At 35.0% G+C, this 21376-nt stretch carries 27 protein-coding genes and 1 tRNA gene; 15 read left to right on the top strand and 13 right to left on the bottom strand.

The features are described 5' to 3' along the window. The first annotated feature begins 113 nt into the window (after positions 1 to 113). Positions 114 to 716, top strand: a complete 603-nt coding sequence (locus QQS35_RS21175) for a DedA family protein (RefSeq protein ID WP_285934244.1) — start codon at positions 114 to 116, stop codon at positions 714 to 716. A gap of 111 nt (positions 717 to 827) precedes the next feature. Then, positions 828 to 1424 carry a class I SAM-dependent methyltransferase gene (locus QQS35_RS21180; RefSeq protein WP_285934245.1) on the top strand — a complete coding sequence of 199 codons (597 nt, stop codon included), beginning with the start codon at positions 828 to 830 and terminating at the stop codon, positions 1422 to 1424. A 247-nt stretch (positions 1425 to 1671) separates the two neighbouring features. Here the strand turns inward: QQS35_RS21180 and QQS35_RS21185 are convergent, their stop codons facing one another. The 4 genes from QQS35_RS21185 to QQS35_RS21200 all read right to left on the bottom strand — a co-directional run bounded on the left by QQS35_RS21185 (position 1672) and on the right by QQS35_RS21200 (position 4607). Further along, entirely contained in the window at positions 1672 to 2649 is a 978-nt protein-coding gene (locus QQS35_RS21185) for an NAD-dependent epimerase/dehydratase family protein (protein ID WP_285934246.1), read from the bottom strand. 167 nt (positions 2650 to 2816) lie between these two features. Beyond that, complete coding sequence (locus QQS35_RS21190) at positions 2817 to 3239, bottom strand: GNAT family N-acetyltransferase (RefSeq protein ID WP_285934248.1); 423 nt, start codon at positions 3237 to 3239, stop codon at positions 2817 to 2819. 9 nt (positions 3240 to 3248) lie between these two features. Then, positions 3249 to 3761 (bottom strand): YjcG family protein, encoded by a 513-nt coding sequence (locus QQS35_RS21195; RefSeq protein ID WP_285934249.1) that lies wholly within the window; start codon positions 3759 to 3761, stop codon positions 3249 to 3251. A 117-nt stretch (positions 3762 to 3878) separates the two neighbouring features. Further along, positions 3879 to 4607 (bottom strand): alpha/beta hydrolase, encoded by a 729-nt coding sequence (locus QQS35_RS21200; RefSeq protein WP_285934250.1) that lies wholly within the window; start codon positions 4605 to 4607, stop codon positions 3879 to 3881. 206 nt (positions 4608 to 4813) lie between these two features. On the opposite strand from QQS35_RS21200, the gene QQS35_RS21205 reads away from it, so the two are divergent. Both QQS35_RS21205 and QQS35_RS21210 read left to right on the top strand, forming a co-directional pair. Continuing rightward, positions 4814 to 5662 (top strand): SDR family oxidoreductase, encoded by an 849-nt coding sequence (locus QQS35_RS21205; RefSeq protein WP_285934251.1) that lies wholly within the window; start codon positions 4814 to 4816, stop codon positions 5660 to 5662. A gap of 66 nt (positions 5663 to 5728) precedes the next feature. Continuing rightward, positions 5729 to 5899: a hypothetical protein gene (locus QQS35_RS21210; RefSeq protein WP_285934252.1), complete on the top strand. Its 171-nt coding sequence runs from the start codon at positions 5729 to 5731 to the stop codon at positions 5897 to 5899. Between the two features lie 126 nt (positions 5900 to 6025). Here QQS35_RS21210 and QQS35_RS21215 read toward each other — a convergent pair whose 3' ends face one another. Together QQS35_RS21215 and QQS35_RS21220 are read right to left on the bottom strand one after the other, a co-directional pair. Next, positions 6026 to 6538, bottom strand: coding sequence for a DUF3231 family protein (locus tag QQS35_RS21215; RefSeq protein ID WP_285934253.1), 513 nt, complete (start codon positions 6536 to 6538; stop codon positions 6026 to 6028). A 205-nt stretch (positions 6539 to 6743) separates the two neighbouring features. Further along, positions 6744 to 7334 carry a cell wall hydrolase gene (locus QQS35_RS21220; protein WP_285934254.1) on the bottom strand — a complete coding sequence of 197 codons (591 nt, stop codon included), beginning with the start codon at positions 7332 to 7334 and terminating at the stop codon, positions 6744 to 6746. A 330-nt stretch (positions 7335 to 7664) separates the two neighbouring features. Between QQS35_RS21220 and QQS35_RS21225 the strand changes: the two genes are divergently transcribed. The 4 genes from QQS35_RS21225 (at position 7665) to QQS35_RS21240 (ending at position 8938) form a co-directional block, all read left to right on the top strand. Continuing rightward, positions 7665 to 7895 (top strand): hypothetical protein, encoded by a 231-nt coding sequence (locus QQS35_RS21225; protein WP_285934255.1) that lies wholly within the window; start codon positions 7665 to 7667, stop codon positions 7893 to 7895. Positions 7896 to 7912: 17 nt separating this feature from the next. Continuing rightward, positions 7913 to 8140 carry a DUF4367 domain-containing protein gene (locus QQS35_RS21230; protein ID WP_285934256.1) on the top strand — a complete coding sequence of 76 codons (228 nt, stop codon included), beginning with the start codon at positions 7913 to 7915 and terminating at the stop codon, positions 8138 to 8140. Between the two features lie 162 nt (positions 8141 to 8302). Continuing rightward, positions 8303 to 8650 carry a hypothetical protein gene (locus QQS35_RS21235; RefSeq protein ID WP_285934257.1) on the top strand — a complete coding sequence of 116 codons (348 nt, stop codon included), beginning with the start codon at positions 8303 to 8305 and terminating at the stop codon, positions 8648 to 8650. 108 nt (positions 8651 to 8758) lie between these two features. Then, positions 8759 to 8938, top strand: a complete 180-nt coding sequence (locus QQS35_RS21240; protein WP_285934258.1) for a hypothetical protein — start codon at positions 8759 to 8761, stop codon at positions 8936 to 8938. Between the two features lie 60 nt (positions 8939 to 8998). Here the strand turns inward: QQS35_RS21240 and QQS35_RS21245 are convergent, their stop codons facing one another. Beyond that, positions 8999 to 10054 (bottom strand): iron-containing alcohol dehydrogenase family protein, encoded by a 1056-nt coding sequence (locus QQS35_RS21245; RefSeq protein ID WP_285934259.1) that lies wholly within the window; start codon positions 10052 to 10054, stop codon positions 8999 to 9001. A 210-nt stretch (positions 10055 to 10264) separates the two neighbouring features. Here QQS35_RS21245 and QQS35_RS21250 point away from each other — a divergent pair, with 210 nt between their 5' ends. Continuing rightward, positions 10265 to 10834 carry a biotin transporter BioY gene (locus tag QQS35_RS21250; protein WP_407933998.1) on the top strand — a complete coding sequence of 190 codons (570 nt, stop codon included), beginning with the start codon at positions 10265 to 10267 and terminating at the stop codon, positions 10832 to 10834. 51 nt (positions 10835 to 10885) lie between these two features. On the opposite strand, the gene QQS35_RS21255 is transcribed toward QQS35_RS21250, so the two are convergent. Next, on the bottom strand, positions 10886 to 11311 hold the full coding sequence (locus QQS35_RS21255; RefSeq protein WP_285934261.1) for a hypothetical protein: 426 nt from the start codon (positions 11309 to 11311) through the stop codon (positions 10886 to 10888). Positions 11312 to 11454: 143 nt separating this feature from the next. Here QQS35_RS21255 and QQS35_RS21260 point away from each other — a divergent pair. Next, positions 11455 to 11527: transfer RNA gene (locus tag QQS35_RS21260), tRNA-Val, on the top strand. 274 nt (positions 11528 to 11801) lie between these two features. Here the strand turns inward: QQS35_RS21260 and QQS35_RS21265 are convergent. Beyond that, the gene (locus QQS35_RS21265; protein WP_285934262.1) at positions 11802 to 13181 is read right to left on the bottom strand and encodes a class II fumarate hydratase; all 1380 of its coding nucleotides are present in this window, start codon (positions 13179 to 13181) and stop codon (positions 11802 to 11804) included. Positions 13182 to 13529: 348 nt separating this feature from the next. Here QQS35_RS21265 and QQS35_RS21270 point away from each other — a divergent pair, with 348 nt between their 5' ends. Then, positions 13530 to 15128, top strand: a complete 1599-nt coding sequence (locus QQS35_RS21270; protein ID WP_285934263.1) for a xylulokinase — start codon at positions 13530 to 13532, stop codon at positions 15126 to 15128. A 228-nt stretch (positions 15129 to 15356) separates the two neighbouring features. Here the strand turns inward: QQS35_RS21270 and QQS35_RS21275 are convergent, their stop codons facing one another. Next, complete coding sequence (locus QQS35_RS21275; protein ID WP_285934264.1) at positions 15357 to 15629, bottom strand: DUF1292 domain-containing protein; 273 nt, start codon at positions 15627 to 15629, stop codon at positions 15357 to 15359. A gap of 310 nt (positions 15630 to 15939) precedes the next feature. Here QQS35_RS21275 and QQS35_RS21280 point away from each other — a divergent pair, with 310 nt between their 5' ends. Then, positions 15940 to 16317 (top strand): putative zinc-binding protein, encoded by a 378-nt coding sequence (locus QQS35_RS21280; RefSeq protein WP_285934265.1) that lies wholly within the window; start codon positions 15940 to 15942, stop codon positions 16315 to 16317. A 104-nt stretch (positions 16318 to 16421) separates the two neighbouring features. Here the strand turns inward: QQS35_RS21280 and QQS35_RS21285 are convergent, their stop codons facing one another. Continuing rightward, positions 16422 to 16769 (bottom strand): winged helix-turn-helix transcriptional regulator, encoded by a 348-nt coding sequence (locus QQS35_RS21285; RefSeq protein WP_285934266.1) that lies wholly within the window; start codon positions 16767 to 16769, stop codon positions 16422 to 16424. 246 nt (positions 16770 to 17015) lie between these two features. On the opposite strand from QQS35_RS21285, the gene QQS35_RS21290 reads away from it, so the two are divergent. Together QQS35_RS21290 and QQS35_RS21295 are read left to right on the top strand one after the other, a co-directional pair. Then, the gene (locus tag QQS35_RS21290; protein ID WP_285934267.1) at positions 17016 to 18074 is read left to right on the top strand and encodes an LLM class flavin-dependent oxidoreductase; all 1059 of its coding nucleotides are present in this window, start codon (positions 17016 to 17018) and stop codon (positions 18072 to 18074) included. Between the two features lie 12 nt (positions 18075 to 18086). Then, the gene (locus tag QQS35_RS21295; protein ID WP_285934268.1) at positions 18087 to 18653 is read left to right on the top strand and encodes an NADPH-dependent FMN reductase; all 567 of its coding nucleotides are present in this window, start codon (positions 18087 to 18089) and stop codon (positions 18651 to 18653) included. A 77-nt stretch (positions 18654 to 18730) separates the two neighbouring features. Here QQS35_RS21295 and QQS35_RS21300 read toward each other — a convergent pair whose 3' ends face one another. Beyond that, on the bottom strand, positions 18731 to 19393 hold the full coding sequence (locus QQS35_RS21300; protein ID WP_285934269.1) for an FMN-dependent NADH-azoreductase: 663 nt from the start codon (positions 19391 to 19393) through the stop codon (positions 18731 to 18733). A 706-nt stretch (positions 19394 to 20099) separates the two neighbouring features. Between QQS35_RS21300 and QQS35_RS21305 the strand changes: the two genes are divergently transcribed. Then, positions 20100 to 20594 (top strand): GyrI-like domain-containing protein, encoded by a 495-nt coding sequence (locus tag QQS35_RS21305; RefSeq protein WP_285934270.1) that lies wholly within the window; start codon positions 20100 to 20102, stop codon positions 20592 to 20594. A gap of 270 nt (positions 20595 to 20864) precedes the next feature. Here the strand turns inward: QQS35_RS21305 and QQS35_RS21310 are convergent, their stop codons facing one another. Beyond that, on the bottom strand, positions 20865 to 21284 hold the full coding sequence (locus QQS35_RS21310; protein WP_285934271.1) for a hypothetical protein: 420 nt from the start codon (positions 21282 to 21284) through the stop codon (positions 20865 to 20867). Between the last annotated feature and the right edge of the window lie 92 nt (positions 21285 to 21376).

Here is a 21376-nt window from a genome sequence, read left to right on the forward strand (position 1 = left end):
TTATAGTACACAATAAACAGGTGCATTGGTTTAGAATCTTTGCACCTGTTTATTATATAAGACTCGTTTCAAAGCAAGTTAACTAGGAGAGTAAGTTGAAGGAGGAGTAGCTAGTGGAAAATTGGTTGATTGGAATTATAAATGAATATGGTTATATGGGAATTATGTTTTTAATTGCTATTGAAAATATCTTTCCACCAGTTCCGTCTGAAATAATACTAACATTTGGAGGCTTCATGACTACCACCTCTGACCTTACAATTATGGGCGTAGTCATTTCATCCACAGCGGGATCTGTGATAGGGGCGATGATTCTTTATGGAATCGGTTTGCAACTTGATGTTAACAGATTAGAAAAGATAATTGATCGGTGGGGCGGCTTACTTCGACTAACCAAACAAGATATATATAAGGCTGATTCTTGGTTTGATAAATATGGTGTTTGGACGGTTTTAATTTGTAGATTTATTCCTATTATCCGTAGTTTAATTTCGATACCTGCTGGAATGTCACATATGAATCTAGGCTTGTTTCTGCTTTTTACAACGATAGGGACTCTAATTTGGAACGTTGTACTTGTGAATTTAGGTGCAAAACTTGGGGGGTCATGGGATGTTATCGTTAGCTATATGGATATCTATTCTAATACTATCTATGTAATCGTATTTATATTATTTCTCCTATTTATATATAAATTTATTAAAAAAAGAAAATAGTAATGTTTGAGTCAATTTCATAATTACCTAGGTGACGACAAAATTGGTATTATGAAATTGATTAGTTAAAGTACATAATATTTAAATATTTGTGTTTAATTGGAGGAAAGTATGCAAAAGTCTTTTGCGAGGATATATGATTATGCAATGGCTCCTTTAGAAAAAAGGTACATTAATTCGTGGCGAAAAAAACTACTTATTTATGCAAAAGGTAAGGTGTTAGAAATAGGCGCAGGAACGGGAGTGAATTTTTCGCTTTATAACAAATGTGAGGAAGTGATTGCCATTGAACCGAATCCTTACATGATAGAGAAAGCTAAATCACGAATTAATCTGAATGGTGTTCCAATTAAAGTAATGGATAGTAGTGCTGAAAAAATTCCTTTACCAGATGATCACTTTGATACCATTGTATCTATGCTTGTCCTGTGTTCGGTTGATAATATGGATATAGCGTTAAAGGAGTTAAGAAGAGTCTTAAAGCCAGGTGGGAACTTATTAGTGTTGGAACATGTGAAAATGGAAAAAACGATTTATGCACGTCTCCAACAAATACTAACGCCTGTATGGAAACGTATTGCTGACGGTTGTCATCTTGATCGTGAAACAGAATCGATGATTAGAAAAAGCGGATTTAGAATAGTATCCAAAAATACTTATCTTTCCAGTCTGGTAGTATCAATTGTTGCGACCATTGATACTAAGTGAATTGAAAAGGTTGGTGACAATTTGTATTGCTTTATTGTTTAACTTGTGAGAGCACTCAACTTGATAAACAGTGAGTCATTCAGTACTTTTCAAAGTTTTTCAACTGCGATGCCAAACGTCAACATAAAAAAAGCCTTAACAGGAACTTTCGTAAAAAAAATAAATTCTTGATGAAATTTTATAAAAAAGAACTCAGAGGTTAATGATTACCATTAACTTCTGAGTTAGGTATGTAAGGCTATTAAAATTAACTTATTTCTTGTTCATTTTCATGTTTCTCGGATTGGTTTTCTACAAACCATGCAATCGTTTCTCTTATTGCCGTATAGTGAGGAGTGACATTTAAAGAAAACAAACGATGAAAATTTTCATGACTAACGATAAAAGGTCTATTGAATTGGTAATAGGTTTCTTTCAATTCACGCATCTCTGGATTAAAAATCCCCATTATAGTTAGCATAACCCCATTTGCCACTCGATAAGATGCTGTTGTTTTAAGTTCTGTAGCACACATTTCAATTAATTCATGCAATGTCGTTGTTTCATCACAAGGAATATGCCAAATTTGACCTAGCGACGCTTCCTTAGACCCTAATAGAACTAGTCCTTTGGCAAAGTCTTTTATATAAATAGTAGAATGAGGCAACTCGATGTTACCAATAACTTCTACCGGTTTTCCTTGCATCAGGTGTTCAATTACTCTGGAGCCGAGAATTGATTCTCTAACTCTTGGACCATAAAAGTCTGGAGCTCTGCAAATAGTTGCTTTGATTTTGCCTTTGTTGTGTGCATCGATTACTTGATTAGCCATTTTTGCTCGAATTTCTGTCTTACGACCAACAGGATGATAGCTTGTTTGCTCAGTCATGGCTCCTTCAGTAGGCCCATAGGCATATAAGTTATCAGCAAAAACGAGTGTTGCGTTCGTTTGACCAACGCCGTTAATTAACCCTTCCATAATGTCAGGGAACTCTCCCCAATCTTTATAAGGTAGACCAATACAGTTATACACTACAGAAGCACGCTTGCAAATTTCAGCAACCATATCTTGATTTTTGGCATCACAACGAACTAATTCGACCGATTTCGGTAAATCAGCTAAATTAGCTTTTCCACTCTTACTTACCATAATAACGTGTTTATATTGAAGGAGGAGTTCTTCCATTACGGTCATACCTAATGGCCCCGTACCAAAAATGACTTGAATATCTCTCAAATTGTTCACGTTCCTTCCTCGGAAAATGTTACCCCTTACTCAATCATAAGATGTAATAAATTGGAAGTCAACCAAATTCATGATTTCACAATACAATTTTAAATATAAAGAGGGACTATCCACAAGTAGTAACATACTTCTAGATAGTCCATGTCCTTAATTGAAAGGTCTTCGCTTTATAATGTTTTGATCATTGTAACATGTGGAATTCCGGCATCCATAAATTCACCCGAATTGGTTTGATACCCAAGTGATTGATAGAACTCCTCAGCATGTGTTTGTGAATTAAGTTTTGCTTGTGTAAACCCTTTGTCTGTGATTACCTTTTCCATTTTCGAAATGATTTGCTTACCATATGATAATCCCCTAAATCCTTTTAATACACATATCCGCTCTAATTTTCCATAGTTTTCAACAAGACGTAACCGACTTGCAGCAATTGGTAGGTCATTATCATAGCCAACAAAATGGATGGCTTCGTTCTCCAAATCGTCAATCTCTAACTCTGGGGGAACATTTTGTTCATCAACGAATACAGTTCGTCTTACATAATAAGCATCTTTTAATTGTTCATCTGTTGCTACAATTTTTACAATCATTTATTTCTCTTACTCCTTATTGAAAGTGAATGTTTCGTACACGGTCCAAGCTCCATTTTCTAGCTGGTACATTAATTGAAAACGATCAGCGGTTTCTTCTATATTGAATTCCTGCATTTTTAAGCTGCCAAATACATCAGAAAATTCGTCGTCTGAAAGTTTCTGGCCAATGGTTATGTGCGGCACAAAAGCAAAGGACTGTTCCTTAGGAAGTTTCCCTGTGTGTAATCTTTCGTTCAAATCAATTAGCTCATCTACAGGTTCTACCTTCAAGTAAATCGTATTTGTGACTGGAGAGAATGAGCTGACTTTTTTAATACGCAATTGAAATGGGTGTGTTGATTTTGCTACGTTTTTTAGTTCTTCAATAATCTTATCAAGATCTTTTTCGTCAGCCTCAAAAGGTTCTTTTAGAGTAATATGTGGTGGTATGAGAGCATAATGCGGGTCGTAACGCATCCGGTAAGAATTAGCTTCATCTTGTATTTTTTTTGATGGGAAAATAGCTACACCATATTTCATTTGGTTGTCCTCCTTTTCTATTGTATCTTCATAAACAGATTGGTTGCTTTAACTTCTATTGGTATTTTTAATTATAACAAAAAAACATATGGAGTACTTTCTAATAATAACTTAATATTAATCCCAACCAAACATCATTTTTAATACATCTGGCAGTTCTCTTTGCCAATATTTCCATGTATGATCTCCATCGAACTCTCGATATATGTAATCAGACTGTTTTTGTTGGAAAGCTTCGTTTAACTCACGGTTTGGATTTATGAAATTCAATTCACCATCATTGGTTGTATTGACGGCAGTTTCCAGCGTTCCAATGGAATGGTAAAAAGAAATCGCATCTAGATTTCCCGCGCTCCGAACTGCATCAAGTACCGTTTGATTGACATATGGAGACTGCATGATTACTTTGCCAAACGTATTTGGGTATTTAGTCGCTGTCATTAATGCTAATGTCCCAGCAAGAGAGTCTCCCATCAATGCCCGTGAACCTCCAACTTGGTAAGTAGGTAACTCCCCATCCAAAAAAGGCACTAACTCTCTGATTAAAAATTGAATATAAGCACTATTTTGTGCCCCATTAGGATGGTATTTCTCATACCGATCATAGCGGTCCCGATAATGTATACCTACAAAAACCGTGTTGTCAATTTCTCCATCACCGTGTAACTGGTCACTCAATGTTGCAATTTTTCCTAATTGAAAGTAATCTTTTCCATCCTGCATAATGCAGACATGATAAGAACTTAACGGTGTAAAAGCTTCTGGTAAGTACCAGGTAATTATCATCTTTTCATTTAAATAAGAACTATTTATTTCATTTTCTACCATTTTTCCCTTTCGACCCAATATTCACACCCCTAAAACGAACTTTTCTTTTTAGTGTAGCAAAATAGTTAGAAAAAAACGATGTGCATGCTTTCTTTGGTTCCTAAGAGTGGATATATTAAAGTTCACAAAGTAAAATAAAGTAACATTAATGAATATGTTTGAAACTATAATTAAAAGTGCTATATAAATATCAGTTGAAAGTGAAAATTAAGGAGAGAAAATAGATGCAAAGAGTTGCAATTGTAACAGGTTCATCTAGTGGTTTTGGGTTATTAACAACGATCGCATTAGCAAAAAGAGGATTTCATGTTATTGCAACGATGCGTAATCTAAATAAGCAAGATGTACTTAAAACGGTCACAACAGATTCAAACGTTTTGAGAAGAATTGAAGTGTTTGAATTGGATGTGACGAGCAAGGATTCAATTGAAGTATTTCAAGACAAAGTAGAAAGTTTAGATCGATTAGATGTACTCGTTAATAATGCTGGTATGGCGATTGGCGGATTTGTGGAGCAGATTCCTATTGATGATTACCGTAAGCAGTTCGAAACGAATGTATTTGGGGTAATGGCTGTGACACAAGCGGTGCTACCAAAAATGCGTAAACAGGAAAGTGGTACCATTATAAATGTGAGTAGTATAAGTGGTAAGGTTGGTTTCCCTGGTCTTTCTGCCTATGTCTCCTCTAAACATGCGATTGAGGGTTATTCAGAAAGTCTACGCTTAGAAATGCAACCATTTGGTGTCCAGGTTGCTTTGGTAGAACCAGGATCATTTAAAACAAATATCTGGTCATTCGGAATGGAAATGACTGCAGGGTCTGACGATGAGCAGTCACCGTATTATACATATATGAAAAAGTTAACTTCAACTTTAGAGGCTGGAAAGAAGAATCATGAGGATCCTAGACGTGTTGCTAATCTGATATGTAACATTGCATTACTGGAGGACGTGACAAAACTTAGATACCCAATCGGAAAAGGAGTAAAGATTCAGCTTAAGTTGAAACAGTTTTTGTCATGGCGGCGCTGGGAAAGTATAATAATTAGCACCATTTTAAAAGAAAAATAGATTAATTTTGCCTAAGTTGTATTATAATAAGTTAGTAATAACAGAAATTTGTAGAGGAGACAAATAATGTCTAGCGAAAAGAAACTTAGTACACAGGAATTAGTTAAGCAACAACTTGAAAAAAAGAAACAAGCTCAGGCTGGTAGTAAGAACTCAATGAACTTGAACAGTTCAAGTCAGCGTATGAAAAGTCAACAAACGAAAAAGGCGAGCAACACGCGTAGAAAAATGGGTTAATTTTGTTTTTATCTATATAAATGAAACGCATGGATTTGATACAATCAAATTCGCATGCGTTTTTTTCATGGTTCAATGTTTTTAGCTTCATTCTATACACCGTAATTTTTTTGTGGAAAAATTATTTTAGCAATCTTTTGCTTTTGAATGGTGAAGTGGAGGTGGAATCAACCAACCTTTTTCTTTATTTAGGCGTAATAATTTCGCTCCAAGTGTTGCCTTTTGTGTATGGAATTGACTAAACATCATGGCAATATCCTCGCGTATGCACTGCCCGATAACTGTACTACAACCAACAAGACCAGCGGCATTTGCTGCAGACAAAGCTGCTGCTATTTCAGGGTCTTGGAAGCGAGCACCTGCAGGGATGTCATCAACACAAGCTTTTGGGCGCTCAGGTGGAGCTGGTGGTAAACCAATGCCGTTGTCTTTTAACAATGTTTCAATCTGTTTGCTTTCTTGTTGGCATTGGTGAATAGATTCTTCTATTAACTTTTGTAAATCTTCATCACCAGCATGATTTAGCTTCGTCTGATAGCCTGCAATTGCATCTTGAGCTGTCATAAGAAATGACCATGTGCTAAATACTTCTCCGTAATGCATCGGTTCATCTGTTGGATTTCCGCTTAAAATTCCCATTGTAAACCTCCTAATTATATTCATGTAATGTGCCACCTTTCTTTATGCACAGTGTTATATTCTCCATAACTGTTTAATTTATTTGTAAGTATGCTAACGATTTCTAATTTAATTGAATTGTTTTGACTATGTAGTGAACAATAACTAATGAATAAAAAAAGCTCAGAGAAGGATACTCTGAGCCTAAAAATTAGTCTTTTCAACTTTATTTTGCAAAACGGTGATTTCCGATAGTCACTGTAACTTGACGAGACGTAATCCAAGAACTTGTCGCAGTTTTAGGATTATAGAAATACAATGAACCAGACCCCTGACCTCTAAATGCAATTGCTTCGTTAACAGCTCGCTTGGATTCCGCAGTAGCAGTTTGATTGATTGTCCCGTTTTTAACAGGACTGAAAGCATAGTAGCCTCCAGCAGAGCGTTCATAAATGACGGCTTTCACTGTGTTAGGAAACAAATTACTATCCACGCGGTTAAGAATAACTGTGGCTACAGCTACCTTTCCAGCGTAAGATTCCCCTTTAGCCTCAGCTTGTACTAATTTTGCCATTAACTCTTTATCTGCATTCGCTATGGATGAAGGAATTGTTAACGTTTCTCCGGCATATAAAACACTGCCTGTACGATTATTCGTTTTTTGCAAGTTTGATAATGTTACACCGAATTTATTGGAAATTGTCCAAAATGAATCTCCAGATTGCACTATATAAGATGCAGCATCTGTCGTGTAAGGAAGTACAAATACACTTATAGATAATGTTAATGTAAGTAATATCTTTTTAAATTTTTTCATGTAATAACCTCCTAGTAATCTTGTTGACTACTAAAATGCTAACAGTTGTAACATAGATTATCATTAACCAAAAAAGCCCAATTGTAGTAACCTTGAAGAAACTATACCAGTAAGTAAGTTGAACATAGAACAAGGAAATGATTTCCTGTACTATTAAATTTCCAATAGTTTAGTAAAATGGTAGATTTAGGGTCAATTATAACAACTACTTTTCAGCTTGGTGACAGAGTTTAGAGCTGCATTACTTTTGTAAAAATATGGTATGATATAAAAAATAAATGATTTGCCTAGCCTGTACATAGAGATAAATAAAATAAAAAGGAGGATTTTATGAGAAAGCGCCTGTGGATATTCATTCTACTAATTCCAACTTTGATTATTTCGGGATTGTTTTTATTCGAAGGTCATAGAATGTATGGGTTTGATCGTACGGAACTAGATTCAGATTCCCAGTTTCAAGAAAAGTTTTCCGCATACAAACTTCCAAGTAAAGTTCCGTTTAAAAATATGGAAGGATACGGTTCGATTATTTCACATAATGGAAGTGATACGATTTTATAAATGTTAATAAAAATTCGATGTTACTACGCATTAGCAATCAATCTAACGTTTATTCTGATGAGATAAAACAAAAGAAGATTAATATAGCTGGTGTTGAAGGTATATACATACCAAATAATGATGGAAAAGTGACTGTTACGTGGATGGACAGTGGACTAAATTATGAAATTACATACTTTCCGAAAGTAACAAGGAAAGAGATTAGTAAAAGACAATTAATAAAAATGGCAGAGTCTTTTGGTTAACGTCGATTGGTGGAAGTTGATGGAGGTATTTGGATTCTGATGGTACAAAATTTTAATTTTATAGCTTTGTTAAACAACTCTGTTGATATATATAATTACTTTAAGAGTTTTATGGAACCTCTTATTAACTAATCCGTATTAGTCGTATAAGGGGGTATATAAATGTATATAACTATCACTATTTTTATCATTTCAGGTATTGGAGGTCTTTTCTTATTTAACTGGTTAATGGGTTACAAAAAAGGAAATATAACGATTGATTTTGAAGAACGCTATTTCAATCAAAAAGAATATGTAAAAGCCATTAAAAACAAACTTGAAAACGAAGGTAAAGAAGTCTATTACAAAGGTCATAGCAGGTTTATAATAGACGGAAAAAATTATCTGTTTATTGAGAGAAATGTTAGTATGGGAGGAGTCCCATTGCAAAGAACAATCCTAAAACTTGAAAAACAACTTACGAATTTGAGGTTCTTATCTTTTGGACAAAAAAACAACAATATTGTTTAACCTAGCTAAATTAACAATAAAATGCAATAAGCAAAGTTAATAGTTCAAAAGGTTTAAGGAGTATTCAAAGATATGATAGATTATATAACTAAATAGGGGGAGTCAATGATGGAAAGTTTTGCACCAGTAGGTTTAATGTTGTCATCCATTATGTTTCTTATACCAATCGTAATTACAGTCTTATTACTAATTTGGGTTTATAATATAAAGAAAAATAGTGAAATTCAAGTCAAACAAAACAATCAAATGATCCATCTACTTGAGAGAATACAAGATAAACGGGAATAGGTTTATCTTGTAAAAAAGGTGAACGCATAGCACGTCAGTTCATCTTTTTTTGGTATCCTATTATTTAGAGAAAATTCGCTGCATAAGAGCATCTTCATCTAAAAATTGTAACGCTTTATTTTGGTACTGTTTATCATGTAAAAAAGTAAATCGGCTGGGCTTTATACTTGGACCGATTTCGATTGCTTGTTGAAATTCCTCTTTTATTAATTCAAGCCCTTGCACATAGTCGAAAAATCCGGTTCTAGAAAATACTTTATCCATTCGCTCTGCGCGATGATCTTGTGTATGTGCCATGATATAGGTAGCGACTCCGACTTGGATTCCATGCGCTGCAGGTTTTTTAGCAATTTTATCAAGTGCATGGGAAATTAGATGTTCTGATCCACTTATAGGCGCGCTGTTGCCACTGATAACCGTAGCAATACCCCCCATTGTTAATGAGCTTACAAGTTCCTTTAGAAAAATCGGCTGTTTTATATCGTCCATAGGTGTTCGAATAAAGCTATTCACTGCTTTTTTACTTAGCATCGCAGCAAAGTGATTAACGTCCGCTACTCCGTTCTCCTCTTCAAAATCCCAATCATATAGAGCAGTTAAGTTTGACATTAAATCACCAATTCCCGCTAGAATGAAATGTTTAGGTGCATGCTGAATAATATCTAAGTCTGCAATAATGCCATAGGGAACCTTGGCTGGAACAGTTGTTTTTTTGTTATTAACCATAAGGGAACAGTTACTGCTAGCAAATCCATCATTGGAAGCGGAAGTAGGGATGCTTATAAATGGGACACGTCGAGAAAAAGCAATATACTTACCAGAGTCAATAACGGAACCACCACCCATTGCAACAACAGCATCATATCGTTCCATTGAAAATGCCTGTGAAATAAGATCTTGGATGTCTAAATCAGCATCCATCTTAACGGTGTTTACTTTCAACGTGGTAATCGACTTTTTAATAACATGCTCATAATTGGCATATGTAAATTCATCAAAAAGAAAAACAACATTGTAAAAGAAGTGTTTTTTCAATATCTTTTCTATTTGCAAAACAGCACCATTATTAATTTCTAGTATCGCAGGGATAGGGATATTTGTTATTGGCTGTGACATAGTGGCATATCTCCTTAAATTTGTATGTTTCTAAATGTTAGTTTAAATTGTACCATTTATATAGTCTGTAATGAAGGTTAGTAAAACAGTGCTGCAATGACCATCTTATTGTCGATATTTAATTTCTTAAAATTTATATAAAAATACTAGCCTATTCCAAATTAGTATGTTAACCTAAATTATTATATGGTTAACAATGGAGGTTTTATTTTGTATAACAGTAATTCAAAACTTAGGGTAATTATTATTTGTGGTATTTTTGCAGCTATTACAGCTATATTAGCACAAATCGAAATCCCAATACCTATCGTACCAATAAGTGGACAAACGTTAGCCGTTGGTTTAACAGCAACAATTATCGGTAGTAGATACGGTGCAATTGCTATGATTTGTTATGCTTTATTAGGTGCAACCGGATTACCGGTATTCGCAGGATTTAAAGGTGGCGTGCAAGTATTGATTGGACCGACTGGTGGATACATATTTGGGTTTATTTTAGCTGCTTATGTGACAGGACTGATTCTAGAAAAAACAAAGTTCACAATAACGATGGCTATGATTGCTAATACGATAGGGATGATCATTACGTTAGCATTTGGAGCTACTCAGTTGAAATTTGTTCTCGACATGACTTGGGGACAGGCATTGGTTACTGGCGTTTATCCGTTTATTGTTGTTGGGCTAATAAAAGCATATTTAGCTAGCTGGCTTGGAATAACCGTTAGAAAACGATTAATTCAGGCGAAGTTAGTTCCACAAACGAATAAACAAGTTGCTTGAGAAGGAATGAAAACAGAGCCATCACTGATGGCTCTGTTATAGCGCTTATTCTTAATAATACGGATAGCCTGGTCCTGGGTATGGATAATAAGGTGGATAGTAAGGATTATAACCAGGGCTAAAGTATGGTAGAAGTGACAGTGCAGCTAAGCTAGCAAGTGGGAATGTCCGAGGTCTATATCGTCTGTACCTTCTTCTACGACGTGGACGTCCATAATCATCATTATCACCATAACCATAACCGTCATAGTCACCATATTGACGATTAAGCCCTTGTTGTTGGTCTTCTCTTTCCATCACATCTTCACCGATTAATACCGTAACATTATTTACATCTACATTAACAATAATTCCATCAAATGAACTTCCATCCGTACTATTTAACATAACGTGATGATGCATGTATTTGTGACAGTGATCATGCATATTTCTAGATGGGAACTCGTTATTGTTATATTCCTGATTTTCTATATTCATTTTATTCCTCCTTTCTTTTCCAATACATGATATTCATCTAGAAGTGTATGGTTGCTTGTTTTATGGAGAAATTTAATTTTTATTGACAAAAGTAATGGATTCCGATTATATTAATATTTATCCAGTTCACTATCTTATAACAAGATTCCGTAGCTCAGCTGGGAGAGCGCTACCTTGACAGGGTAGAGGTCGCTGGTTCGAGCCCAGTCGGAATCATACCAAGGAACCCTTGATAGATAAGGGTTCTTTTCTTTTTATTATTACAATTTATTTGAAATTGATGCGATGGGGGACGATTTGAGGACCTTTCCAATTTTGTTTACTTTTCGCTCAAAAATACTTGGATAGAAATGTACACTATATATAAATAAAACTTCTATACTTCAATTGTAAAATATTTAGTTCTTTCTTATAAAATTATTTAAATCGCTTCACAAAAAAGGCCACATAAGGTAGTGACCTTTTTAGAGATTATTATCGTATTAGCCAACTATTCGACCATTCCCTTTGGATCAATGGCCTTTAACATTTCGTCAGTAAGTAAACCTTTTTCTCGAAGAATTTCCTTTAAGGATTTATTTTCTATATCTGCTTGCATACCAATTTGGGATGCCATGTCATATCCCACTTTTGAACTCAAACCGGTAACCAAAGAAAGGCTTTCTTTCATCCACTTTTGGCATTGTTCTTGATTAGCTTGAATACCACGAATACACCTTACTTCAAGCGTTTGTATCGCATTTGAAAGGATATCAATGGAATGTAAAAATGTATGTGCAATCATAGGCATCATCACATTTATTTCCAATTGGCTTGCTATTCCAGCAGTTGCAATAGCCGTTTCATAGCCGATTACTTGGCAACAGACCATATGTGTCATTTCTAGAATAGCTGGGTTTACTTTTCCGGGCATAATTGTTGAACCTGGTTGTACAGACGGTAATGTAATTTCTGATAATCCTGTTCTTGGCCCAGAGCTTAGTAAACGCAAATCACTCGTAATTTTAATTAGATGAACCGCAAGTTCTTTAAGGGTAAGCATACAACGGATTGGCTCACTTGTATTCTGCATAAAAGCGAATATGTTGGTAGGTTGACGAAAAGGTTGGTTCGTCCGTGTACAAACCTCTTGAATGACTTTTGGGATGTACTCTGGTTGTAAGTTAATTTTCGTTCCTATTGCATTTCCGCCTAAACCGATTTCGTATAATGCGTCTAATCTTTCTTCTAACCGCCTTCTTACAGCACTTATTGTTTCGGTGAAACCTGAAAACTCTTGACCTAAGCGGATTGGAACGGCATCATGCAAATGAGTACGTCCTGATTTTAATATAGGCATAAATTGATCTGCTTTGTGACTAAAAGTTTGTTCCAGAGTTGTAAGTGCTGGTAGAAGCTGTTTATTTATCATTTCGACTGCCGCTATATTTAGTGCTGAAGGAAATGTATCGTTCGTTGATTGCGACATATTAACATGATCGTTTGGGTGAATTCGCTGCAATCCCCCCATTATTTCTGTTGCACGATTGGCAATTACTTCATTGGCATTCATATTTTGTGAAGTACCTGCTCCTGCTTGATAAATATCAACAACAAAATGCGCATCCCATTGTCCTTCAATGACTTCTTCAGCCGCTTGGATGATTGCTTGTCCCATATCAGGTGAAAGCTTTGCAAGCTCCACATTTACAGTTGCGGCTGATGCCTTAATTATCCCTTGCGCTTTTATAAAAGACCTGGGAAGTCGTATTCCGCTAATTTGAAAATTTTCAACAGCCCGCTGTGTTTGAGAACCATAATAGGCTGAGTTAGGAACCATTATGTTGCCTAACGGGTCATTTTCCATACGGTATTGGTTATTAGAATTCATATGTACCTCCTGCTTTATCGTGCCGTAGTAAATAAATCATTTTATAAGTATTGCCATTGTGTATGATAATAATCCCAGATATGAGTAGTTGCTTCTAAATCTCAGGAGAGTAAACCACAACTATAGAAAAGGAGCACCTTTAGCCTTGAGCTTTTAAAAAACGTCTCTCTAATAATCAAAAATTTCTATTATTTTTACATGTTGAAAATTCAATACAATAATCGTACGTTTATCATAAATAAGATAACGCATTCACTTAAAGTTGTCCGTACATTTATGATTGTAATACTTCAACATATCTTTTATAATAGACTTATCGATGTATTTCTATTATTGGAGGAAAATAACATGAGTCTTGATGTAAAAAGCGCCATTCAAAGTGGCAAAACAGTACTTGGTATTGAATTAGGGTCAACACGGATTAAAGCAGTTCTCATCGGAGAAGATAATGCACCAATCGCATCTGGAAGCCACGATTGGGAAAATAGTTATGTGGACACTATCTGGACATACAGCTTAGAGGATATTTGGAAGGGTTTACAAGATAGTTATCAAAAAATGGCAAGCGACGTAAAACAGAAATATGGAATCACTTTAGAAACAGTAGGAGCAATAGGTTTTAGCGCCATGATGCATGGTTACATGGCTTTTGACAAAGATGGAGAGCTTCTAGTACCGTTCCGTACATGGCGTAACAATATTACAGAACAGGCTTCTAAAGAATTGACAGAACTATTTAACTACAATATTCCACAAAGATGGAGTATTGCTCACTTGTATCAAGCAATTTTAAATCAGGAAGAACATGTTGCTGATATTAGCTTTCAGACAACGCTAGCTGGTTATATCCATTGGAAACTGACTGGACAGAAGACTCTCGGAGTTGGTGAAGCCTCCGGTGTATTTCCAATTGACTTGAATACGAAGACTTATAATCAGACAATGATCGGGCAGTTTAATGATTTGATTGCACCGAAGGACCTTCCTTGGAAATTGGAAGATATTATGCCGGATGTTTTAGTAGCAGGTGAAAACGCAGGTGTGCTCACAGAAGAAGGAGCTAAATTACTTAATCCTACAGGAGAACTAAAGCCTGGTGTTCCACTTTGTCCGCCAGAGGGTGATGCAGGTACTGGTATGGTTGCAACAAACAGTGTAGCGAAACGTACTGGTAATGTTTCTGCAGGTACTTCTGCATTTGCAATGGTTGTACTAGAAAAAGATTTATCCAAAGTACATCCTGAAATTGATCTTGTTACAACACCTACAGGTAATCTGGTGGCGATGGCTCACTCTAATAACTGTTCGTCAGACTTGAATGCATGGGTTGGATTATTTGGTGAATTTTCAAAAGCAATGGGTATGGATTTAGATATTAATAAATTATATGAAACGTTATTTAAGCAAGCCCTTCAAGGAGATTCAGATGGAGGCGGCCTATTATCATACGGTTATCTTTCTGGAGAACATATGACACATTTTGAAGAAGGACGTCCACTATTTGTCCGTTCTTCAGATAGCAATTTCAATCTAGCTAACTTTATGCGAACGCACTTATTTACTGCATTTGGTGCAATGAAAATAGGTATGGATATTTTGATAGAAGAAGAAAATGTAAAACTAGATGAAGTGTTAGGTCACGGTGGAATATTTAAGACAGAGGGTGTTGGTCAAAGTATCTTATCCGCTGCATTTAATACTCCTGTTTCTCTTATGGAAACTGCTGGTGAAGGTGGAGCATGGGGTATTGCTTTACTTGCATCCTATATGATTAACAAAGAAGGTAACGAAACATTAGATGATTATTTAAATGAAAAAGTATTTGCAGACCAAGCAGTGAAGACTGTGTCTCCAAATCCAAAAGATGTAGAAGGCTTTGATCAATTTATGGTACGTTACAAAAAAGGTCTTGAGATAGAAAGAGCGGCAGTAGAGCATCTTAAATAAACATTTAGTGATTTAGAAACACGACAGGGGATGGAATTTCACCTGTCGTGTTTTTGTTAAATGAAAATCTAAATGAATTCATTTTATGCTTTGAATTAGTATGAACGTTAGTCCTAACTTGGTTTAATTCTTAGAATATAAAAAAAGAAAGCACCAACCTCCTTATAGTAAGGGATTAATGCTAATAAAAAACGTATGAATTAATAGTTGTCCTTTAATAAAATGGTTCTATTGTTCATCTTCTTCTAAGAGAGCATCATATGCTTTAGAAACTTTTTCAAATTCTTCATCATTTTCAATAGCTTCTAAGTCACCTTCATTATCTACTTTCAAGAAAAAGATATCAATGTCTTCTTCACTTTCTTCTTGTAGATCATCTAAAAAGCTAACTGCCACATAATCAGTTCCTTGTAAGGTAACTTTAGCCAAAACCTCAACGGTTTGTTCCTGTTCTGTTTCATCTACAATAGTAAAGACTTCGCCAACTTTGATTTCATCCATTTTTGATAGACCTCCGTTTTGCTTGATTGACTTTATATTACATCTTCTTTTTATCTTTTCTATAACTTAAAAAATAATGCAAATTGTTTTGCTCGTAGACTAGATTTGTTTTTGTAGAGCTTTTTAAATGTGCTGAGGTTGTTAGTTCTTAATTTAATCCATAAAGCCTTTTTTTCTTTCAGTGATATAATTCACAGAATTTTTAAATTAAATCAACTAAAGTATAAATACAGTTCATTAAAACTTGCTTCAACTGGAAGATTAACATCTGCCACTACCTAAAACAAGTTAAATAAGGGGGATTCTGAAAATGAAAAAATTAGATTTACCGATTGTCTATTCGTGCTCTGGATGTTCATCTGCAGCACAGACAGCTAATACGATTGCGATTAAAATGGATCGAGAAAGCGTTGCAGAAATGTCTTGTATTGCGGGTGTCGGTGGTGACGTGAAATCACTTGTCAGAACAGCGAAGTCTGGAAGAGAAATCATTGCAATCGATGGTTGTCGATTGTCATGTAGCAAAAAGTCTTTAGCTAGACATGATGTGGGAGTGAAACATCACTATGTCCTATCTGACTTTGATGTACCAAAGAAAAAGGGAGAGGATCCAGATCCTGTCCTGACCTTAAATGCTTATAATGAAATATTGGTAGATATGAAGGTCAATGTGGATGCTTTATCTTAGTTACAAAAACGGCTATCTTATTAGATAGTCGTTTTTGTTTTCTAAAAAGCGTTAAGACAGAAACTAAATTTATTGTGCGAGTGGCAATGAAAGAAATAAGTTTTTCACACACTATGTTGATTCATTTTTTGTTGTTTATGTAATGTGTGTTTTGTGCCCCATTCATGCATGGCTTCTAAAATAGGCTCCAAACTTTTACCGTATTCAGTGATCGAATATTCAACTTTTGGGGGAACTTGCGGATAAACAACACGTTCAATGATATCCTCGACTTCTAGTTCACGTAATTGCTTTGTTAGCATCTTTTGTGTAATTCCTGGCATACCTCGCTTAAGTTCGCTAAAACGTTTTGTGCCTTCTTGTAATAAATGCAAAAGAATAATCGGTTTCCACTTTCCGACCAAAATACCTAAAGCATCCTCTACTTGGCAATATTCAGGTTTCTTTTCCATAAAACATTCTCCTAAGTATCTTTTTGTATACTATGCCACTTTAAAGTGCGTACTTACTAACTTTATTAATATATTCTATAATATCATCACAAACTAATCCAGAAATTCGTATCAGTTCAAATGAACAATCATTTGACTATATACTTAGGATATGTAATAAATTATCGTTAAAAATTAGGCTTAAAAAATACAAACAAGGGATAAGAAACCTGTCCCTATGTCGCGGTAAAAGAAAGGTGATAAGAGATGGAAAAGTATCGTATTGATCAAAGTAAGGGAATGGAATTCGGGTTATATACACTGGGTGATCATTTACCAAATCCGTTAACAGGAGAAAGAATTTCTGCGGAACAGCGCATTCACGAGATCATTGAATTGGCGAAATTGGCGGATCAGGCTGGCCTTGACTTTTTTAGTGTGGGGGAGAGTCATCAGGAGTATTTTGCAACACAAGCACATGCCGTTGTACTCTCAGCGATTGCACAGGCTACCGAGAATATAAAAATTGCAAGCTCGTCTACAATCATCTCAACATCAGATCCTGTTCGTGTCTATGAGAATTTCGCAACTCTCGATTTAATCTCAAAGGGTCGCGCAGAGCTTGTTGCAGGTCGTGCTTCAAGAATAGGACTCTTTGATTTATTAGGCTATAATGTTCGTGATTATGAAGAGTTATTCGAAGAAAAGTTTGATTTATTGCGTAAGATTAATGAAGAAGAAGTTGTGAATTGGAGCGGGGAATATCGTGCGTCATTAAAGAATGCAAAGGTTTTACCACGTCCGAAAAATGGAAGTCTTCCAATTTGGCGTGCGGTTGGTGGGTCACCAGCTAGTGCAATCAAAGCAGGTTATGCAGGGGTTCCTATGTTCATGGCACATTTAGGTGGACCAGCTTCTGTCTTTAAGCGAACAGTTGATGCGTATCGTGAAGCTGCAGAACGTGGTGGATTTGATCCAACAGAGTTACCAATTGCGACGGCTGGCTTTTTCTATGCTGCAGATACTTCGCAGCAGGCTTTAAAGGATTTATATCCTCATATTAATGAAGGAATGAAGAAAACGAATGGCCAAGGATTTCCAAAGCAACACTTTGCACAAGGTGTGGACCCACATAATATCATGAATATCGGTAGTCCACAGGAAATCATTGAAAAGATTCTTTATCAACATGAACTATTTGGTCATCAGCGTTATATTGCTCAAATGGATTTTGGCGGTATGCCATTTGATAAATTAAGAAAAAACATTGAGTTAATAGGTACAGAAATTTTACCTGCAATCAAAAAACATACAGCAAAAAAATAGGAGGTGGATTAAATGAAGATAGTAGCTTTATCAGGTTCAAATGTTGGCTCAAAAACAAGAACAGCTATGGACTATACAATGAAAGCTATTCACAAAAAAAATCCAGAAGCTGACGTAACCTTAATTGATTTGGCTGAGTATGATGTTCAATTTAGTGATGGACGAAATTATTTGGAGTACGATGGCGATACAGGCTATGTCACTAAAACAATAATGGAAGCAGATGCTATTATTATCGGGACACCTATTTTTCAGGCGTCCATCCCGGCAACATTAAAAAATATTTTTGATTTACTCCCAGTAAATGCACTTCGAGATAAAGTTGTTAGTATACTTGTAACAGCTGGGTCTCAGAAGCATTATTTAGTTGTAGAACATCAATTAAAACCTATTTTAGGCTATATGAAGGCAGAAATTGTGCAGACGTATGTATTTATAGAAGAAGTGAATTTTTACCGAAAAGAAATTACTAGCGATGACGTGTTCCTTCGCATTGACCGTTTGGTGGAAGATACCGTGGTTTTAACGGAAACATATACAAAAATTCGAGAAGCTAAAGAAGCAGAATACGACTTTTAATATGTAAAAAAATCGGAAATAACCTAAGACTCACAGGCAGTTGTGAGACTTAGGTTATTATAATGTATTAGAAAAGGTTAAGAACTTATCTTGTGTTTAGCCATATCTTTAGCTGCTTTAACAGCATCCTGCTTGGCCTTTTCGATAATTTCTGGGATTTGTTTAGGGAAATGGTCCATCCCTTCAGCTATGACTGGATTCATTACATCCATACCTAAAAAAGTTAGCGCTTTTGTTAAATAGCGATCACCCATTTCAAAATCCACCATTGGACCAGTTGAATAGATGCCACCGCGAGTTTGAATGTGGATAGCTGTACGATCCGTTAATAGGCCTTGTACTCCTTCTTCGTTTCGAGTGAATGTTTTTTTAAACTGAAACATATTATCCATATAGTCTTTCAGGATTCCAGGTGCTCCTAAGTTCCAAAGAGGTGTTACAAATACATAATAATCTGCATTTATAAAGTGTTCTGCGTGCGCTTGCATTGCTGTGAATTTTTCTCTCTCTGCATCAGAGACTTCGTCTAGTGAATACCCTTGAAATGCAAGTTTAACCCGTGCATATAGTAAATCTTGATCAATTCGCGTTATGTTCATATCATATAAATGAAGTCTATCAATTTCGACTTCGGGACGTTCCTTCTTAAACGTTTCAAGAAATACTTCACCTATTTGAGCACCTTTAGATGATTGTACTTCCTTTTTTGGATTTGCAGTAATATATAACAGTTTTGGCATGCAAACATCCTTTCTTGAAGTTTAGAATAATACCATAACCTCTATGATAATATAAAAAACTTTGTTAAACATTGAACATTAAATGAACTTTGTGTATGTTTTATGACAATTATTTAGTGAGTTGAGAAGAATAACATAGTTGAAAACTATTTGAAGAAGAATTTTTCCCATTATCTTTGGAAGGGGGAGTTGAATTAGCAACAGATGTACGATATTTATTATGTATTTTTTACTTATATATTTCTTTTTCTAATTGTTGTACTTTGGAAGAAAGGAACTGTAATTCATCTGTTGATTTTGCTCCTTTTTGATGTCTCTACTACTGCATTGCTGGTTTGTTTTGTTAAAAGATCCAACTTCTCATTAACTTGCTTGAACTCACTTCTCATTTCATCTCTATGAGTTTGATTACCACTACTAATATCAAGTTTAAGTTCATCTCTAAGCGATTTTATACCGCTGCTCATCACAAGCTTAAGCTCATCTTTAAGCTCTATCTGCCCATTTTTTTAATTCTACTACGCCTAATATATAGTAATACTGTAGAGTTGTTTATAGTTACGATTTTGAAGTGTTTTCAGTATAACAAGTGCATAGTATCCCTTTGAATAACATTATTAATTAATCATAATCTTTATTTTAAAAAGGAGTTTTTCGTGTGCAACAAGAATAATTTATAAATATAAACAAAATGAGGAGAGTTCTAATGAACAGCTTTCAATGTGATATTGTGACTATTCCAGCATACAGAGGTGTTGGTTTAAAATGGAACGGTACTTATGATGAAATTAGCGATTTGAAAAGGATTATTTCTGATATGAAAACAAGAGTAAATGAACTTACTTACGCTATCAATCCAGATGTGCAATTAGGTTTGTCTTATCACTTGATACCCAATGGTTTTGTTCACTACTCTGTTTATGAGGTGAGTGAACAGCAAACTATTCCTGTAGGTATGATTGAAATTAATGTTCCCACAATGACCTACTTATTGACCAAGCATGAAAAAGGTCAAAATGTAGGACAAACTTACAAATACATTTTTCAATGGTTACAAGAAAATGATGTTAGACCTTATCATGATAATGGAGAGGAATATTTTGACGACTTACCAATTAAACATGAAAGGTACCCCATAGATCTTACTACTAATGACCCTCATTTTGATATATTAATACCTATTATAAAAAACTTAGAGTGAAAAAGACTAGGCTTAATGCAATGTTTAGAATCATCTCTTGCATTTATACTAATTGACTAGGAAATTGAGGCTGCATATTAAGATGTGAATGAATTCGAGATAAGTGAAAAAGAAAGTTATTCGAACGGTATTCATGATTATTGGGGCATTTGTAGTAATTGGGTTTATTCTAAGTCTTTTATAATTCGTTCATAATGTAATACAAAAAGGAAAACACTCTCCTAGCTATTTTGACTAAGAGAGTGTTTTTATATGATTATGAACTACAAACTAATAATATCTTATTTTATTTTTAGTCTTATTATCCGCATTATTTTTGGTTCCTGAAGTATTATTGTTGGAATTGTTGTTATTTCCAGATGTAGCAGTATTTTCTGCATTTGAGCTATTGGAAGAATTATTAGTGGTTGTTGTTGTGTTAGTGTCTTTTAAATTTAAATTATCAAGTAGTTTAGATGGCTTTATTTGACTATATACACCACTTGCTGTCAAACCAATTATTAAAGCTGTTAATACTTTGTTTAGCAGGAGTTGTGGTAAAAACACAATAATCATTGCAAATCCTATAGCTAATAATGACCTATATCTTTTAGGAACCGTAAATGCATTACCAATAACAGTTACTAATGCAGCAACAATAGCTGAGATTGTTGCTAAATTAGCAGGGTCTAATTGATTAATGTCTATCATTTTTATGCTCCTTCTCATTTTAGTATAGAATACGCAGAATAAAAGGATGTGGAAGCTGTAAACAATCCTATTATAAAAAAGGGGTTAATATC

This window comes from Aquibacillus rhizosphaerae (genome assembly GCF_030282825.1).
Lineage (GTDB): Bacteria > Bacillota > Bacilli > Bacillales > Amphibacillaceae > Aquibacillus_C > Aquibacillus_C rhizosphaerae.